Here is a 17331-nt window from a genome sequence, read left to right as displayed (position 1 = left end):
GAAGAGGGTCGGTATGAATAAAGTTTATCCGGATGCCGCCAGCGCGCTGGCCGGCATCGTCAAGGACGGGCAGACCATCGCCGTGGGCGGCTTCGGCCTGTGCGGCATTCCCGAAGCGCTGATCGCGGCGCTGCGTGACTCCGGTGTGCAGAACCTGACAGCGATCTCCAATAACGCCGGCGTCGACGGCTTCGGTCTCGGCCAGCTGCTGACGACACGTCAGATCAAGAAGATGATCGCCTCCTACGTCGGCGAGAACAAGGAATTCGAGCGCCAGTACCTGGCGGGCGAACTCGAGCTGGAATTCACTCCGCAGGGCACGCTGGCAGAAAAGTTGCGCGCCGGCGGCTCCGGTATCCCGGCCTTCTTCACCAAGACCGGCGTTGGCACCATCGTCGCCGACGGCAAGGAAGTGCGCGAGTTCGACGGTGAAAAATACGTGATGGAGCGCTCGCTGGTGGCCGACGTGTCGCTGGTCAAGGCCTACATGGCCGACAAGGTCGGCAACCTGGTGTTCCGCAAGACCGCGCGCAACTTCAACCCGAACGTCGCCATGGCCGGCAAGATCACCGTGGTCGAGGTGGAGAAGCTCGTGGAGACCGGCGAACTCGATCCGGACCAGATCCATACTCCAGGCATTTTCGTGCACCGCATCGTGGTCAATGCGACGCCCGAAAAACGTATCGAACAACGCACAGTGCGTGCAAAGTAATCTGGAGAACGAACATGGCATGGACTCGTGATGAAATGGCTGCACGCGCAGCGAAGGAACTGCAGGACGGTTTCTATGTGAACCTTGGCATCGGCTTGCCGACGCTGGTGGCGAACTATGTTCCGAATGATATGGAAGTCTGGCTGCAGTCTGAAAACGGACTGCTCGGCATCGGTCCCTTCCCGACGGACGACGCAGTCGATCCCGACCTGATCAACGCCGGCAAGCAGACGGTGACATCGCTGCGCGGCTCGTCCTTCTTCAGTTCCGCGGACTCGTTCGCGATGATCCGTGGCGGCAAGATCAATATCGCCATCCTGGGTGCGATGCAGGTGAGCGAGCAGGGCGACCTGGCCAACTGGATGATCCCGGGCAAGATGGTCAAGGGCATGGGCGGCGCGATGGACCTGGTCGCGGGCGTGGGCCGCGTGGTGGTGCTGATGGAACATGTGGCCAAGGCCAAGGACGGCACGACATCGCACAAGATCCTGAAGAAGTGCGACCTTCCTTTGACGGGCGTCGGCGTGGTCGACCGCATCATCACCGACCTCGGCGTCATCGACGTGACCGACAAGGGTCTTAAGGTGGTCGAACTCGCACCGGGCGTGACTAAGGAAGAGCTGGTCGAGAAGACCGGCGCCGAACTGGACGTCAGCGCTGTTTCCTGATTGTTTCCAGGAACGCTTCCCTATAAAAAACGGTGCCTGCTTGTCGCAGGCACCGTTTTTTCATTGTGCTCTCGAAAGTGAGAGCGCATGTGGGAAGTGGAGGTGCCTGCCCTTGCACGATGCGCGGGCAGGCATTCGAAGCCGTTGTTACTGGGCGACCCAGCCGCCGTCCATGTTCCATGCCACGCCGCGCACTTGCGACGCCGCATCGCTGCAAAGAAACAGTGCAAGTTCACCCAGCTGCTCGGGCGTAACGAAATCGCCCGACGGCTGCTTCTCCGACAGCAGGGCTTTCTTCGCCTCGTCATTCGACAGGCTCTGCTGCGCGGCGCGCGCATCCACCTGTTTCTGCACCAGGGGCGTCAATACCCATCCGGGACAGATCGCATTGCATGTCACGCCGCCTTGCGCATTCTCCAGCGCGGTGACCTTGGTCAGGCCGACGATGCCGTGCTTGGCGGCGACATAGGCCGACTTCTGCGCCGAGCCGACCAGGCCGTGCACCGACGCGATATTGAGGATGCGGCCCCAGTTTTTGGCTTTCATCGCCGGCAGGGCAAGCCGCGTGGTATGAAAGGCCGAGCTCAGGTTGATCGCAATGATCGCATCCCATTTTTCGACGGGGAAATCTTCGACGTTCGCGACATGCTGGATGCCGGCATTGTTGACGAGTATGTCGACGCCCCCGAACTTCTCGGCGGCAAATCTCATCATCGCTTCGATCTCGGCCGGTTTCGACATGTCCGCTCCGTGATAAGCGGTCTGGACGCCGAATTCGCTTCTTACCTGGGTTTGCAGCGCTTCGATTTCACCCGCGTCGCCGAAGCCGTTGAATACGATGTTCGCTCCCTGCTCGGCAAATTTCCTGGCGATGCCCAATCCGATCCCTGACGTGGAGCCAGTGACAAGCGCCGTCTTACCCTGATGCATAGTGCCCTGCATGATTTCTCCTGCGAATGAAATTTGGTTCTGAGCCGAAGTTAAATAGAATTTTAAGCGGAACGCCCATTAAAATGTGAGAATGGCAATCAGATTCCCTGATTCGACACAAATATGAGCCAAGCCCAGATTAAATCGGTGCAATGCCTGTCGCCAGGCGGCCTGCACCAGATGACGTACAAGGAGTGGGGCGATCCCGCAAATCGCAAGGTGCTGGTCTGCGTGCATGGCGTGACGCGGGTGTCAGACGATTTCGACCGCCTTGCAATGGCGCTGTGCGACGAGTACCGCGTCGTATGCCCGGACGTGGTCGGTCGCGGACGTTCCGGGCGATTGAAGAATCCGCTGCATTACCAGGTGCCGCAATACGTGGCGGACATGGTGACGCTGCTGGCAAGGCTCGACGCGTCAACGGTGCATTGGGTTGGCACTTCCATGGGCGGCCTGATCGGAATGAGCCTGGCATCGATCACGGACAGTCCGATCCGGAGATTGGTGCTCAATGACGTCGGCCCGAGCCTGAATCCGGAAGCGATCGCCAGGATCGGGCAGTACATCGGGCAGGACATGAGGTTCGCGAGCTTCGAGGAGGGCGCGCGCTACATACGCGAAATCTCGTTGCCGTTCGGCCCGCACGACGAGGACGAATGGCGCAAGCTTGCGGCGGATGTTCTGCGCCAGAATGAACAGGGCCAATGGGTCCGGCACTGCGATCTCGGACTGGCCGAGCCGTTCAAGGCCGCCACTCCGGAGTCGGCGAAGCAGGGCGAGGCAATGCTGTGGATGGCCTATGACGCCATTGCCTGTCCAACGCTGCTGCTGCGGGGAGAACAGTCCGACCTGGTTTCGCACGAGACGGCGCTTGCCATGGCTGCGCGCGGTCCGAAAGCCAGACTGGTGGAACTGCCGGGAGTGGGACATGCTCCGACCCTGATGAAGGAGCAGCAGATCCGGATCGTCCGGGATTTCCTGCTTGAACAAAACGTTTCTTGAAATGGACATATGGAAATACAACGTCTCCATGTCGGCAAGACTCTTTCCGAGGTTGCCATTCATAACGGCACGGTCTATCTCGCGGGACAGATTGCGGAAGATCTGACCCAGAACATCGAAGGCCAGACGCGCGAAGTGCTTGGGCACATCGACCGCCTGCTTGCGGAAGCAGGCAGCGACAAGTCGCGCATCCTGATGTGCCAGATCTACATTGCCGACATCAAGGATTTCGCCGGCATGAATGCGGTCTGGAACGAGTGGGTCGCGCAGGGCAATTCGCCGCCGCGCGCCACCGTGCAAGCCAAGCTCGCCAAGCCGGAATGGCTGGTGGAAATGGTGGTCACGGCCGCGCAATAAGTCTCGATCTCCATGGTTTCAATCGTCGCGTCGCCCAGCGAAACGCATGTGCAGCTCACTGCCGGCCTGAATGCCGACGACGGGGCCCGCGTGCTGGATGCGCTCGCCTTCGTCGAGCCGATCTACCGCGGTCATGCCATGGTGACGGGGCAAGATGCGCTTGCCTTTTCGCAAGGCGTGGCAACGACGCTGGCGCTGCTCAACACTGATACCGATTCGCGCATCGCCGGCCTTGTTTTCGAACTGGCGGAATTCGATCCTGCAGCCTACGAATCCATCGAGGCGCGCTTTGGCAAGGAAACCTTCGACCTGGTCAGCGGCATCCGCACGCTGATGAAGCTGCATGGGCAGACATTCGGCCAGAAGGAACCGGCGCGCGGCAAGAATGCATCGCTGCAGGCCGCCGAACAGCTCGAAACGCTGCGCAAGATGCTGCTCGCGATGGCGACCGACATGCGCGCGGTGCTGGTGCGTCTGGCATCGCGGGTGACCACGCTGCGCTACTTCGCCGAAATCAAGCTGGAAGACGAGAAGACGCACAGCTATGCGTGCGAGACGCTTGATCTTTATGCCCCGCTGGCGAATCGTCTCGGCATCTGGCAGCTGAAGTGGGAGCTGGAAGATCTGGCCTTCCGTTTCATCGAGCCCGCCACCTACAAGCGCATCGCGAAGATGCTCGAAGAGAAGCGGCTCGAGCGCGAAAGCTTCGTCGAGAACGCAATCAACCGGCTCAGGTCTGAACTGGCGGCGGCCGATATCAAGGCCGAGGTGTTCGGGCGGCCGAAGCACATCTACAGCATCTGGAACAAGATGCGCGGCAAGTCGCTCGACTTCTCGGAACTCTACGACGTGCGCGCCTTCCGCGTGATCGTGGACGACATCAAGACCTGCTATGCGGTGCTCGGCCTGGTGCACAACATCTGGGCGCCGATTCCGGCTGAATTCGACGACTATATTTCCCGCCCCAAGTCGAACGGCTACCAGTCCCTGCACACGGTCGTCGTGGGCGAGGACGGCAAGGCGCTGGAAGTGCAGATCCGCACGCACGAGATGCACCGTTTTGCCGAGTACGGCGTCGCCGCCCACTGGCGCTACAAGGAAAGCGGCGGCTCCGGATTCGCGGCCCAGAAGTACGACGAGAAAATCGCATGGCTGCGCCAGCTCCTTGCATGGAAAAGCGAGATCGCCGACGCGGTGGTGGAGCAGGAAGACATCCAGCGCGAATGGGTCGAGAAACTGAAGTCCGCTGCCCTCGACGACCGCATCTATGTCCTCACGCCGCAGGCGCGCGTGATCGAATTGCCGTCCGGCGCCACGCCCATCGACTTCGCATACCACCTGCATACCGATGTCGGACACCGCTGCCGCGGCGCCCGCGTCGACGGCGCGATGGTTCCGCTCAATACGCCGCTTAAGAACGGGCAGACCGTGGAAATCATCACCGCACGCGGCGCCAATGTGCCGCACGGCCCCTCGCGCGACTGGCTCAGTCCCGGCTACGTGGTCAGCCCGCGCACCCGCTCGAAGGTGCGCGCATGGTTCAATGCAATCGATCAGCAGGAAACCCTTTCCCATGGCCGTGCCATGGTTGAGAAGACATTGCAGCGCGAAGGGCGCACCGCGATCAACCATGAAGAGCTGGCCCACAAGCTGGGCTTCGCGAAGAGCGAGGAACTGTTTCTCGCGGTGGGCAAGGAAGAGTTCAGCCTGCGCAATATCGAACTGCTGCTGCATGCGGATGACCCGCACAAGCATCAGCCCAAGCATGTGCCGGATGTCGACGCCGTCATCCCCAACAAGAGCCGCGCGTCGAGCGTTTCGCAGGGCGCCCGTTCGGGCGTTCTCGTGGTCGGCACCGATGGCTTGCTGACCCAGCTTGCGCGCTGCTGCAAGCCGGCGCCGCCGGATGAAATCGTCGGATTCATCACACGCGGCAAGGGCGTGTCGATCCATCGGGCCAACTGCAAGAACCTGGCGCAGATCCGCAAGAATGCCCTGGAGCGAGTAATTCAGACCACCTGGGGCGAGCCGGGGAGGGAGACCGTCTACCCGGTCGACATCTTTATCCTGGCAAGCGATCGCCAGGGCTTGCTGCGCGATATTTCCGAGATTTTTTCACGCGAAAAAATCAATGTCATCGGCGTCAGCACCCAGAGCTCCAAAGGACAGGCGCGCATGTCGTTCACAGCGGAGATTTCGGCGACGGCGCAATTGCAGAAAGCACTCGGCATCATTCGCGAAGTCACCGGCGTACTTGAAGTGCAGCGGCAGTAGATCGGCACAGGGTGCGGCAGCAAGTCTTCAGCAAGCGCGGCACAGGCTACTGCCGATCACTGGCCCTCGACCATCCTGGTCAATTCCGGCTGCAGCGTCACGTGGTCGATATGGTGACGTGTCAGCAGAACGTGACGGATGTCCCGCAGGATGTCCGGCCAACGCTCCAGATGGACAATTTCCACATGCCCGATCAGGGCCGGTTCTCCCGGCGTCATTTCCCACACATGCAGATCATGCACGGAACGCACGCCGTCGATGGCGGCAAGGTCGGCCCCGACCTGCAGGTAGTCGATATGCCTCGGCACGCCTTCCATGAGAAAGTGATACGACTCGCGCAATATGCCGACCGTCGATTTCAACAGGAGCAGGCTGACGGCGATCGACAGCAACGGGTCGATCGGCAGCCAGCCGGTGAAATAGATGATCACGCCTGCGGCGATTGCCGCGATCGATCCGAGCAGGTCGCCGATGACGTGGATGAGGGCGGCGCGGGTATTGACGCTGTTGCGGTCGCGTGACAGCAGCCAGGCCATGGCCAGGTTGATCAGCAGGCCGATCGCGGCCACCGTGAATACGGTTTCTCCCTGTACTGGCAGCGGCGCCCGGAAACGTGAAATGGCTTCGACAGCGATCCATCCGATCAGGACCAGCATGGCCAATGCGTTGATGAACGCGGCAAGCGATTCGGCGCGCCCAAGGCCGAACGAGTTGTTCGGCGACGGCGGCCTGCGTGCAACGAATTGCGCAAGCAGCGCGAAGACGAGCGATGCGCTGTCGGTCAGCATGTGGCCCGCATCGGAGATCAGGGCCAGGGAATTCGAAAGCAGGCCCGCGAAAGCTTCCACTGCCGCGAAGATCAGGGTCAGCGCCGCGCCGACGGCAAGCACTTTCGGGTTGCGGCCGGTCAGCTCGTGGCGATGCGCGGCGTCGCCGGCACGATGGGCATGCAGTTCGCTGGCACGGTGAACGCCGGATACTTCCGGCATGTCAGGCTGTTCGCGCATATCAGGATCATAACGGATTCATCCGGCATTGCCCGCTCCGGCAGATGGGGTCCCATGCGCCATGCCGAACGCATCAGGGCAGAAATTGCATTTGACAAGCGGGAATTGAACTACGGCTAGCAAAATAAAAAAATTGCCGCTATAATTTCGCTTCTTTAGGCTCGTAGCTCAGCTGGTTAGAGCACTACCTTGACATGGTAGGGGTCGTTGGTTCGAGTCCAATCGAGCCTACCAACGAACAGCAGTACATTTGTAAGAGTGAGAAAGGCATCCCGGTTATGACACCGCGAACTACAACCGTAAAGGTTTTAGTGCGACGCTAGTCGGGATCTTTTTCGTCTCTGCAAATTTGAAAAAGCGCGGCTAGTCCGCGTTTTTTTTCGTCCGCAGTTTTTAACACTAAGTCTAGCGTCAGTAGCAATGTCTTCGCTGGCATGGAGAGCAAAATGGTATCAGTCCGACTTCCAGATGGTTCGCAACGGCAATTCGAGTCCGCAGTCACTGTCGCGCAAGTTGCCGCAAGCATCGGCACCGGTCTTGCAAAAGCCGCGCTGGCAGGCAAGGTGGACGGCAAGCTGGTCGACACCTCCTACCTGATCGAGCGCGATGCCGATCTGGCAATCGTCACCGACAAGGATCCTGACGGACTGGAAGTCATCCGCCATTCGACCGCGCACTTGCTTGCCCATGCCGTCAAGGAATTGTTTCCCGAGGCGCAGGTCACCATCGGCCCCGTGATCGACAACGGCTTCTATTACGACTTCTCTTACAAGCGCCCGTTTACGCCGGAAGACCTGCAGGCCATCGAAAAGAAAATGGCCGAGCTGGCCAAAAAGGACGAGCCAGTCACCCGCAAGGTACTGCCGCGTGACGAGGCGGTGGCGTACTTCAAGTCGATCGGCGAAGCCTACAAGGCCGAGATCATCGAGTCCATTCCCCAGGGCGAGGATGTCTCGCTGTACTCGGAAGGCTCGTTCACCGATCTGTGCCGCGGCCCGCACGTGCCATCGACCGGCAAGCTCAAGGTGTTCAAGCTGATGAAGTTGGCCGGCGCCTACTGGCGCGGCGACTCGAAGAACGAGATGCTGCAGCGGGTCTATGGAACCGCCTGGGCCAAGAAGGAAGACCAGGAAGCCTATCTCCACATGCTGGAAGAGGCCGAGAAGCGCGATCACCGCAAGCTGGGCAAGGCTCTCGACCTGTTCCACTTCCAGGACGAGGCTCCCGGCCTGGTGTTCTGGCATCCCAAGGGCTGGACCGTATGGCAGCAGGTCGAGCAGTACATGCGCCGCGTCTATCAGGAAAGCGGCTACCAGGAAGTCAAGGCGCCGCAGATTCTCGACCGCTCCCTTTGGGAAAAGACCGGCCACTGGCAGAACTACCGCGAGAACATGTTCGTCACCGAGTCGGAAAACCGCAACTATGCGCTCAAGCCGATGAACTGCCCGGGCCATGTCCAGATTTACAACTCCGACCTGCGCAGTTACCGCGACCTGCCGCTGCGCTACGGCGAGTTCGGCCAGTGCCACCGCAACGAGCCCTCCGGCGCGCTGCACGGCATCATGCGGGTGCGAGGGTTCACCCAGGATGACGGTCACATCTTCTGTACCGAGGAGCAGATCCAGGGCGAAGTGACCGCCTTCCACGAGCAGGCCATGGCCGTCTACAAGGATTTCGGCTTCTCCGAGATCTCGATCAAGATCGCCTTGCGTCCGGACAGCCGCATCGGCTCCGACGAGACCTGGGACCGCGCCGAGGATACCTTGCGCTCGGCGCTGCGCGCCTGCGGCGTAAGCTGGGAAGAATTGCCGGGCGAGGGCGCGTTCTACGGACCGAAGATCGAATACCACCTGAAGGATTCTCTCGGACGCCCCTGGCAGGTCGGCACGATGCAGGTCGACTTCTCGATGCCGGGCCGCCTCGGCGCCGAATATGTCGCCGATGACAACACCCGCAAGGTGCCCGTCATGCTGCACAGGGCTATCGTCGGCTCGATGGAGCGCTTTGTCGGCATCCTGATCGAAAACCATGCCGGCGCGCTTCCGCTGTGGCTGGCGCCCGTTCAGATCGCGGTACTCAATATTTCCGATGCCCAGTCTGATTATGCTCAAGGCGTTGCACAAAACCTGAAAAAACAAGGGTTTAGGGTACATCTCGATTTGCGTAACGAGAAAATAACCTATAAAATACGCGAGCATTCTGTTAAAAAGCTGCCTTACATCGTCGTCATAGGCGACAAGGAGCGGGATGCCAATACAGTGGCCGTGCGTGCGCGGGGCAACGTCGATCTGGGTGTCATGCCTGTCGATGCACTGGTGGATCGCCTGAAACACGAGGTGGACACCAAAGCCTGAGGAGCTTCTCCTGAGCGCTAGAGCACGGCTTAGTCATTTGATTTTTAAAGGAAACTGCAATAGCTACTGACAAGTCGCATCGCATCAACGGCGAAATCACTGTGCCGCAACTGCGTTTAACTGGTGTGGACAACGAGCCTCTGGGCATCGTTAGTCTTGCTGATGCCTTCCGTCTCGCCGAAGAGGCGAACGTTGATCTGGTGGAAATTGCGCCTACCGCGCAACCCCCGGTCTGCCGTCTGATGGACTACGGCAAGTTCAAATACCAGGAGCAGAAGAAGGCACACGAGGCAAAGCTCAAGCAGAAGGTTATCCAGGTCAAGGAAGTCAAGTTCCGCCCGGGTACCGATGATGGCGATTACACCATCAAGCTGCGTAATCTGACCAAGTTCCTTGAAGAAGGAGACAAGACCAAGATTACCTTGCGCTTCCGCGGTCGTGAAATGGCGCACCAGGATATCGGCATGCGTATGCTGGAGCGATTGAAGTCGGACCTGGAGCCGTACGGCCAGGTCGAGCAGTTTCCCAAGATGGAAGGTCGCCAGATGGTAATGGTGCTGGCGCCGAAGAAGAAAAAATAAATACAGAATTCGCATCGGCTGCCGAATCCCGACGGAGTTTGGCGGGATTGGCGGTCGAAGCTGAAAGCAGGAGGTAAACCTCCATGCAAAACAAGTGAAAGCAGGCATCCAAGTGCAATGAAGTATTGCCACCTGCAATCATGTCAAAAACGGAGCTGTCCGTAAGGACAGATTTGCTATGCCTAAAATGAAGACGAAGAGCAGCGCGAAAAAGCGCTTTCGCGTACGTCCGGGCGGTACCGTCAAGCGCGGTCAAGCCTTCAAGCGTCACATCCTGACCAAGAAAACCACCAAGAACAAACGCCAGCTGCGCGGTGCCGTGGACGTTCATGACACAAACATGAACTCCGTGCGCGCAATGATGCCGTTCGCCTAACCACACATAAGAAGGAGCTACCATGCCTCGAGTAAAACGTGGGGTTACCGCACGGGCCCGTCATAAGAAAGTCCTCGATCAAGCCAAAGGCTATCGCGGCCGTCGCAGTACCGTTTTCCGTATCGCCAAGCAGGCGGTCATGCGTGCAGGCCAGTATGCCTACCGCGATCGCCGCAACAAGAAGCGCGTATTCCGCGCACTGTGGATCACCCGTATCAACGCGGCATCGCGTGAGCACGGCGTTACCTACAGCGTGTTCATGAACGGTCTCAAGAAAGCCAATATCGAACTCGACCGCAAGGTCCTGGCTGATATGGCCGTGATGGACAAGCCGGCGTTTGCCGCGATTGTCAACCAGGTGAAGGCCAACATCGCTGCTTGAACGTTGTAAAGGCAGGCGCCGCCCTGGTGGCGGTGCCGCACCGAAAAGCGGGGCAAAGGTCAACCACCTGTGCTCCGTTTTTTTTTGAGCTGCCGCTCCTGGCATGGCAAAGTGCCAATGCATGTACTGCAGTTCCGCGTATAGCCTTATCCGGCGCCGACATCGATCCGATACCGACCGATACCCACCGATATCTTTTCACAGGCAAATAGCCGCATGACTTCCCTAGAACAAATTGTCGCCCAGGCGCAAACCGATTTTGCCGCAGCCGATGACGCGGCCGCGCTTGAGAATGCAAAAGCAAAATACCTTGGCAAGACAGGACAAATCACAGAACACATGAAGGGGCTGGGCAAGCTGGCGCCGGAAGAGCGGAAAGTCCAGGGCGCCGTCATCAATGCCGCCAAGGAGCAAATCGAGGCAGCGCTCAATGCGCGCCGCGATGCACTGGCGAATGCCCAGATGGAAGCCCGCCTGAATGCCGAAGCCATCGATGTCACGCTGCCTGGCCGCGGGCGCGGCAAGGGCGGCATTCATCCGGTCATGCGGACCTGGGAGCGTATCGAACAGATTTTCGGCTCCATCGGTTTCGACGTGGCGGACGGCCCGGAAATAGAAAACGACTGGACCAACTTCACCGCCCTGAACAGCCCGGAAAACCATCCGGCCCGCTCGATGCAGGACACTTTCTATATCGACGGCAAGGATACCCAGGGCAAACCGCTGCTGCTGCGCACGCATACCAGCCCGATGCAGGTGCGCTACGCGCGCATGAGCAAACCGCCGATCAAGGTCATCGCGCCCGGGCGCACCTACCGTGTCGACAGCGACGCGACGCACTCGCCGATGTTCCATCAGGTCGAGGGACTCTGGATCGATGAAAACATCAGTTTCGCCGACCTCAAGGGCGTGTACCTGAACTTCGTGAAGGCCTTCTTCGAAACGGACGATTTGCAGGTGCGTTTCCGCCCGTCTTATTTCCCGTTCACCGAGCCTTCCGCGGAAATCGACATCGCCTTCGGCAGCGGACCGCTCAAGGGACGCTGGCTGGAAGTGTCCGGCGCAGGGCAGGTGCATCCGACCGTGGTGCGCAACATGGGGCTCGATCCTGACCGCTACATCGGCTTTGCATTCGGCTCGGGCATCGAACGCCTGACCATGCTGCGCTACGGAATCAACGATCTCCGCCTGTTCTACGAAGGCGATTTGCGCTTCCTGAAGCAGTTCAACTAGTCCGGCAGCCCGACTGGTTCAAACAAAAAAGAATACCGAAGCGCTTCTTTTTCCATATCGGCTCGATACCGGCCGCAAGGCTGCAGCAGAGCCGGGGTCGCGATGGCGACGTCGCCATGATCGCGCCGGGGAAAGAGAAGGGCGGAAGTGACGTGTACCGTAATTCAGAATATCTGAAGGCATACCATGCAATTTTCCGAGAGCTGGCTCCGTACCCTGGTCGATCCGAAGATGACGTCGGACGAATTGTCCCATCTGCTGACCATGTCCGGTCTTGAAGTGGAAGAGGTGGAGTCCGTCGCGCCTCCCTTTTCCAATGTCGTCGTCGGCAGGGTTGTCGAAGTGGCCAAGCATCCAAATGCGGATCGCCTCAATGTCTGCCAGGTCGATGCCGGCACCGGCACCCTGCTCAATATCGTCTGCGGTGCGCCGAACGTGCGCGCCGGCTTGAAGGTCGCCTGCGCAATGGCCGGCGCCAAGCTGCCGCCGGGCGACGACGGCAAGCCCTTCGAAATCAAGGTCGGCCAGCTGCGCGGCGTCGAGTCGCAGGGCATGCTCTGCTCGGCACGCGAACTCAAGCTGTCCGAAGAAAATGCCGGCCTGCTCGAATTGCCCGACGACGCCCCGGTCGGACAGAATTTCCGCGACTACTACCAGTTGAACGACCTGAAATTCACGATCAAGCTCACGCCGAACAAGGCCGACTGCCTGTCCGTGCTCGGCGTGGCGCGCGAAGTCTCCGCGCTGACGGGCGCACCGCTGCGGGCGCCGACCTACAAGGCGGTGCCCGTCACCACCCAGGAAAAACTGCCGGTCAAGGTATCGGCGCCCGACCTGTGCGGACGCTTTTCCGGCCGCATCATCCGTGGCCTCGATGCCCGGGCCCAGACGCCCGACTGGATGAAGCGCCGGCTGGAACGCAGCGGCCAGCGTCCGATCTCCGCGCTGGTGGACATCTCCAACTATGTGATGCTCGAGCTGGGACGTCCGAGCCACGTATTCGACCTGCACAAGATCCATGGCGGCCTCGACGTGCGCTGGGGCAAGGCCGGAGAATCGCTCAAGCTCCTGAACGGCAATACCGTCGAAGTCGACGGCTGGGTCGGCGTCATCGCCGACGACAAGGAAATCGAATCGCTGGCCGGCATCATGGGCGGCGACTCCACCGCCGTGACGCTCGATACCACCGATATCTACCTCGAAGCCGCGTTCTGGTGGCCGCAGTCCATCCAGGGCCGTGCGCGCCGCTACAACTTTTCGACCGATGCCGCGCACCGCTTCGAACGCGGTGTGGATTATGCGACGACCGTCGAGCACATCGAGCGCATCACCGCGCTGATCGTGGAAATCTGCGGCGGCAAGGATACCCAGGTCGGGCCGGTCGACGACCATGTCGTCAATCTGCCGGAGCGCAAGCCGGTCTCGGTGCGCACCGCGCGCGCGGCCAAGGTGATCGGCGTGCCGGTTGGCGACGAGCAGATCGCCGACATCTTCACCCGCCTCGGCCTGCAGTTCACCCAGGAGCAGGGCGTGTTCACCGTGACGCCGCCGTCGTATCGCTTCGACATCGAGATAGAGGAAGACCTGATAGAGGAAATTGCGCGCGTCTACGGTTTCGAGAACATTCCGGCGCTCGCGCCGGTGGCGGCCAATACCATGCGCATTGCACCGGAAAACTCGCGCTCGCTATTCGCCATCCGCCGCCAGATTGCAGATGCCGACTACCAGGAAGTGGTGAACTTCAGCTTCGTCGAAGAGAGCTGGGAAGCCGATTTCGCTGGCAACGGCAATCCGATCCGGCTGCTCAATCCGATCGCCAGCCAGATGAGCGTCATGCGTTCCACCCTGGTGGCGAGCCTGGTGGCCAATGTTCGCTACAACCTCAACCGCAAGCTCAACCGCGTGCGCGCATTCGAGATCGGCGCCGTCTACCTCCGCGCCGATACGACGCAGGATGGCGCGCTATCGGTGGCTGGCTATGAGCAGCCCAAGCGCGTCGCCGCGATCGCCTATGGCCCGGTGGCGGACGAGCAGTGGGGACTGCCGTCCCGCAATGTCGACTACTTTGATGTAAAGGCCGACCTTGAAGCCCTGTTCGCGCCGCGCGAACTGCGCTTCGTCAAGGCCGAGCATCCCGCGCTGCATCCTGGTCGTTCGGCCAATGTCCTGCTGGGCGAACGCGTGGTCGGCTTCATCGGCGAGCTTCATCCCCGCTGGCAGCAGAAATACGATCTGCCGCTGGCGCCGGTCGTGTTCGAGGTGGATGCCAATGCGCTTCAGGAAAGAGATTTGCCTGTCTACCAGGAAATTTCCAAGTTCCCTGCAGTCACGCGCGACATCGCGGTCGTTGTCAAGCAATCGGTAGCGGCGCAATCCCTGCTTGATTCCTTTATTGCGGAGCGTCAAGCCAATCCTGCCTGTGCTATCATGCAAGCCATTGTTTTATTTGATGAATATCGTGGCAAAGGCTTGGGAAGCGACGAAAAAAGTCTTGCTTTCCGATTCACCTTGCAAGATACTCAAACTACCCTGCAAGACGAAAAAGTCGATGCTGCAATGGCCGCTTTCATTGCGTCGGCCGAGAAGAATCATGACGCAAAATTGCGAGCATGAATGGTAGTCAACTCAGCAGGGCAGGGACGACAAAACCACTATGAATGACGTGAACTCAGCCGAATTTCAATCCGTCCTGGCCGCCGACCTCAATCGTGCCATGCAGGAGGCAAAAGCCCGCACTCAGGCTGAAAAGGAATTACCCACGCTGACCAAGGCCGAACTGGCGGAACTCCTGTTCGAACAGGTCGGCCTCAACAAGCGCGAAGCAAAGGACATGGTCGAAACCTTCTTCGATGAAATTCGCAACGCGCTCGAACGTGGGGAGGCGGTCAAGCTGTCCGGTTTCGGCAATTTCCAGCTGCGCGACAAACCGCAAAGGCCTGGTCGCAACCCGAAGACCGGTGAGGAAATTCCCATCACCGCGCGCCGGGTGGTCACCTTCCACGCCAGCCAGAAGCTCAAGGGCATGGTGGAAGAATCCAGCCACAAGCCACTTGCGCGCGTCGCCTGAACGCTGATCCATGAACGAACGCGCCAGTAAGTCCGATGCCGTGGTGCTGCCGCCGATTCCGGCGAAGCGTTACTTCACCATCGGCGAAGTCAGCGATCTGTGCGGCGTGAAGCCGCATGTATTGCGTTATTGGGAGCAGGAGTTCACTCAGCTCAAGCCCGTCAAGCGCCGGGGAAACCGGCGCTATTACCAGCATCACGAGGTATTGCTGATCCGCCGTATCCGCGAGCTGCTGTACGAGCAGGGCTTCACCATCAGTGGCGCGCGCAACAAGCTAGATTCCCGCATGAGCAGCGCGAGCGCTGCTGCCGCTGCTGCCGCTGCTGCTGCCAATGGTGCTTCCCTTCATGCAAATGGACACGCGGAAGACGGCGTTTCCGGGATCGAGGGTCCTGCCGTGGGCATGAGCGTGGTCGCGATCAGGAATGAACTGTTCGCGATCCTCAATCTGCTCAAGCGCTAGTCAACCGGGCCTCAACCACCAAGAGCCGCAGTCGCGGCTCTTTTTCTTTGCGTCGCAATATTGACTCCCGCATTTCCTTGATGCGGATTCCTGGGCCTATCCATGGAATGCAAGCCTCCCTACCTAGTAGAACTGCGTAGTCAAAATTGTCTTCCACACCTCTATAATCGGGTACGTTTTTGTACCGCGACTGCACCGAGACCGACATGCGCTCGCATGGATCTGAATTCAACTGAGTCCGATCCGCATGCAAGCGCATCACAAGCTGAACCGCTTTATCCATACAGGATATCCAGGAGGGGAAATGAAAACATCTATTGCGGCTTCCTGGGATGTCGATGGCATTCTCCGGGTCGGGATGGAGTCCCTGCTCGATCTGTTCGACGACTCCTGCGAAGGCACCATGGCCGTCGACGACCATGGGCGCATCGCGTGGATGAACGAAAAGTATGCATCCTTCCTCGGCCTGAAAGGCCCGGAGGAAGCCTTGGGCAAGGCGGTCGAGGAAATCCTGCCGAACAGCCGCATGCGTGAAGTGGTCCAGACCGGCAAGCCCATCCTGCTCGATATCATGATGATTCGCGATCAGCCGCTGGTCGTGATGCGCATCCCGCTCAAGGATGATTCCGGCAAGGTCATCGGCGCCCTCGGCTTTGCGCTGTACGACCGGCTGCAGCGTCTCAAGCCGCTGGTGTCGAAGTTCTCCGAGCTGCAATGGGCGCTGGCCAATACCCAGAAGGAACTGGCTCAGCTGCGGCATACGAAGTATTCGATATCGAGCTTCGTCGGCGTCAGCCCCGTGTCGCTGGAACTCAAGCACCGTGCCCGGCGCGCCGCGCAACTCGATACCACTGTCCTGCTGCTGGGTGAAACCGGCACCGGCAAGGAATTGCTTGCGCACGGCATCCATGCCGCATCCGGCCGGGCGGGGCGGCCATTTGTCGGCATCAATATCGCGGCCGTGCCGGATACGCTGCTGGAATCCGAGTTCTTCGGCGTCTCGCCGGGTGCCTACACGGGTGCCGACCGCAAAGGCCGGGACGGCAAGTTCAAGATTGCCGACGGCGGCACGCTGTTCCTCGATGAAGTGGGCGACATGCCGCTGCAGGTGCAGGCCAAGCTGCTGCGCGTGCTGCAGGAACAGGAGATCGAGCCGCTAGGCTCCAATACGGTGACCAAGGTGGATGTGCGCGTCATCGCCGCGACCAGCCATGACTTGAAGCAACTGGTCGCCGAAGGCAAATTCCGCTCCGACCTGTATTACCGGCTCAATGTGCTCCCCATCGTGCTGCCGCCCCTGCGCGACAGGGTCGCGGACCTGGATGCCTTGTGCGAACACCTGCTTGAGCAGATCGCCACCCGCACCGGCATGCCGCAGCGCGAACTCACGCCATCCGCAAGGGCGCTTCTCGCTTCCTATAACTGGCCGGGCAACGTGCGTGAATTGCGCAACGCGCTGGAGCAGGCCGGCATGCTCACCGACAGCCTTGCGCTGTCGGCGGAAGACTTCGCCAATATCCTCAGCAGCAGCGATGCACCGGCCGCCGCGGCGGAACCCGCGTTGAAACCGGAGGGAAAAGCGCCCCTGGAAGAAGTGCGGCCGCTCGCCGAAAGCATCGCCGAACTCGAGCGCAAGTCCATCAAAGCCGCCCTGGACCAGACCCACGGCAACAAGGCGCTGGCGGCACGGATGCTCGGAATTTCACGCGCCACCCTCTACCAGAAGATCGTCGATCATAAAATAGTGTCTGATTAACAGACACATGTATGGAAACTAGACACCTTGAAAAAGCTGTTATTTTTCAAGGACATAACGAGATATAAATTAGATGTGTACAGCGGCTAAACACAAATTCTTAACGGAAATATGAGAAATGGCCGATTTTTTATGATGCATTAGAGAAAAAATCAATGTAATCAAATAC

The 17331-nt window shown here is 59.7% G+C and carries 16 protein-coding genes and 1 tRNA gene; 15 read left to right on the top strand and 2 right to left on the bottom strand.

The window, feature by feature from the left end; all coding sequences use genetic code 11:
• Positions 1 to 13: 13 nt before the first annotated feature.
• Together RY831_RS17715 and RY831_RS17710 are read left to right on the top strand one after the other, a co-directional pair.
• Positions 14 to 712 (top strand): CoA transferase subunit A, encoded by a 699-nt coding sequence (locus RY831_RS17715; protein WP_151634072.1) that lies wholly within the window; start codon positions 14 to 16, stop codon positions 710 to 712.
• Positions 713 to 726: 14 nt separating this feature from the next.
• Positions 727 to 1380 carry a 3-oxoacid CoA-transferase subunit B gene (locus RY831_RS17710; protein ID WP_326507708.1) on the top strand — a complete coding sequence of 218 codons (654 nt, stop codon included), beginning with the start codon at positions 727 to 729 and terminating at the stop codon, positions 1378 to 1380.
• A gap of 147 nt (positions 1381 to 1527) precedes the next feature.
• Here RY831_RS17710 and RY831_RS17705 read toward each other — a convergent pair whose 3' ends face one another.
• Entirely contained in the window at positions 1528 to 2322 is a 795-nt protein-coding gene (locus RY831_RS17705; RefSeq protein ID WP_326507707.1) for a 3-hydroxybutyrate dehydrogenase, read from the bottom strand.
• 111 nt (positions 2323 to 2433) lie between these two features.
• On the opposite strand from RY831_RS17705, the gene RY831_RS17700 reads away from it, so the two are divergent.
• Genes RY831_RS17700 through RY831_RS17690 form a run of 3 tightly spaced genes read left to right on the top strand, consistent with a single transcriptional unit; the run spans position 2434 to position 5943 of the window.
• The gene (locus tag RY831_RS17700; RefSeq protein WP_326507706.1) at positions 2434 to 3312 is read left to right on the top strand and encodes an alpha/beta fold hydrolase; all 879 of its coding nucleotides are present in this window, start codon (positions 2434 to 2436) and stop codon (positions 3310 to 3312) included.
• 9 nt (positions 3313 to 3321) lie between these two features.
• A complete protein-coding gene (locus RY831_RS17695; RefSeq protein ID WP_326507705.1) occupies positions 3322 to 3669 on the top strand; it encodes a RidA family protein in 348 nt (115 codons plus the stop codon).
• A 12-nt stretch (positions 3670 to 3681) separates the two neighbouring features.
• Positions 3682 to 5943 (top strand): RelA/SpoT family protein, encoded by a 2262-nt coding sequence (locus RY831_RS17690; RefSeq protein WP_326507704.1) that lies wholly within the window; start codon positions 3682 to 3684, stop codon positions 5941 to 5943.
• Positions 5944 to 5999: 56 nt separating this feature from the next.
• Here the strand turns inward: RY831_RS17690 and RY831_RS17685 are convergent, their stop codons facing one another.
• The gene (locus tag RY831_RS17685; RefSeq protein ID WP_326507703.1) at positions 6000 to 6950 is read right to left on the bottom strand and encodes a cation diffusion facilitator family transporter; all 951 of its coding nucleotides are present in this window, start codon (positions 6948 to 6950) and stop codon (positions 6000 to 6002) included.
• 157 nt (positions 6951 to 7107) lie between these two features.
• Here RY831_RS17685 and RY831_RS17680 point away from each other — a divergent pair.
• From RY831_RS17680 to RY831_RS17635, 10 genes are all read left to right on the top strand, one after another.
• Positions 7108 to 7184 (top strand) — tRNA-Val (locus RY831_RS17680).
• Between the two features lie 212 nt (positions 7185 to 7396).
• Positions 7397 to 9304 (top strand): threonine--tRNA ligase, encoded by a 1908-nt coding sequence (gene thrS, locus RY831_RS17675; RefSeq protein WP_326507702.1) that lies wholly within the window; start codon positions 7397 to 7399, stop codon positions 9302 to 9304.
• 59 nt (positions 9305 to 9363) lie between these two features.
• A complete protein-coding gene (gene infC, locus RY831_RS17670; RefSeq protein ID WP_326507800.1) occupies positions 9364 to 9885 on the top strand; it encodes a translation initiation factor IF-3 in 522 nt (173 codons plus the stop codon).
• A 178-nt stretch (positions 9886 to 10063) separates the two neighbouring features.
• Entirely contained in the window at positions 10064 to 10261 is a 198-nt protein-coding gene (gene rpmI, locus RY831_RS17665; RefSeq protein ID WP_119768735.1) for a 50S ribosomal protein L35, read from the top strand.
• 22 nt (positions 10262 to 10283) lie between these two features.
• Positions 10284 to 10643, top strand: coding sequence for a 50S ribosomal protein L20 (rplT, locus tag RY831_RS17660; RefSeq protein WP_119738834.1), 360 nt, complete (start codon positions 10284 to 10286; stop codon positions 10641 to 10643).
• Between the two features lie 216 nt (positions 10644 to 10859).
• Positions 10860 to 11876: a phenylalanine--tRNA ligase subunit alpha gene (gene pheS, locus RY831_RS17655; protein WP_326507701.1), complete on the top strand. Its 1017-nt coding sequence runs from the start codon at positions 10860 to 10862 to the stop codon at positions 11874 to 11876.
• Positions 11877 to 12062: 186 nt separating this feature from the next.
• A complete protein-coding gene (gene pheT, locus RY831_RS17650; RefSeq protein WP_326507700.1) occupies positions 12063 to 14489 on the top strand; it encodes a phenylalanine--tRNA ligase subunit beta in 2427 nt (808 codons plus the stop codon).
• Positions 14490 to 14529: 40 nt separating this feature from the next.
• On the top strand, positions 14530 to 14943 hold the full coding sequence (locus tag RY831_RS17645; RefSeq protein ID WP_326507699.1) for an integration host factor subunit alpha: 414 nt from the start codon (positions 14530 to 14532) through the stop codon (positions 14941 to 14943).
• A gap of 10 nt (positions 14944 to 14953) precedes the next feature.
• Positions 14954 to 15406 (top strand): MerR family transcriptional regulator, encoded by a 453-nt coding sequence (locus RY831_RS17640; RefSeq protein ID WP_326507698.1) that lies wholly within the window; start codon positions 14954 to 14956, stop codon positions 15404 to 15406.
• 304 nt (positions 15407 to 15710) lie between these two features.
• Positions 15711 to 17162 carry a sigma-54 interaction domain-containing protein gene (locus tag RY831_RS17635; protein WP_326507697.1) on the top strand — a complete coding sequence of 484 codons (1452 nt, stop codon included), beginning with the start codon at positions 15711 to 15713 and terminating at the stop codon, positions 17160 to 17162.
• Positions 17163 to 17331 lie beyond the last annotated feature (169 nt).

Origin of the sequence: Noviherbaspirillum album, from assembly GCF_035916955.1 — a bacterium.
In the GTDB taxonomy this organism is placed as follows: domain Bacteria; phylum Pseudomonadota; class Gammaproteobacteria; order Burkholderiales; family Burkholderiaceae_D; genus Noviherbaspirillum; species Noviherbaspirillum album.
This window is presented reverse-complemented; position numbering and strand designations above follow the sequence as displayed.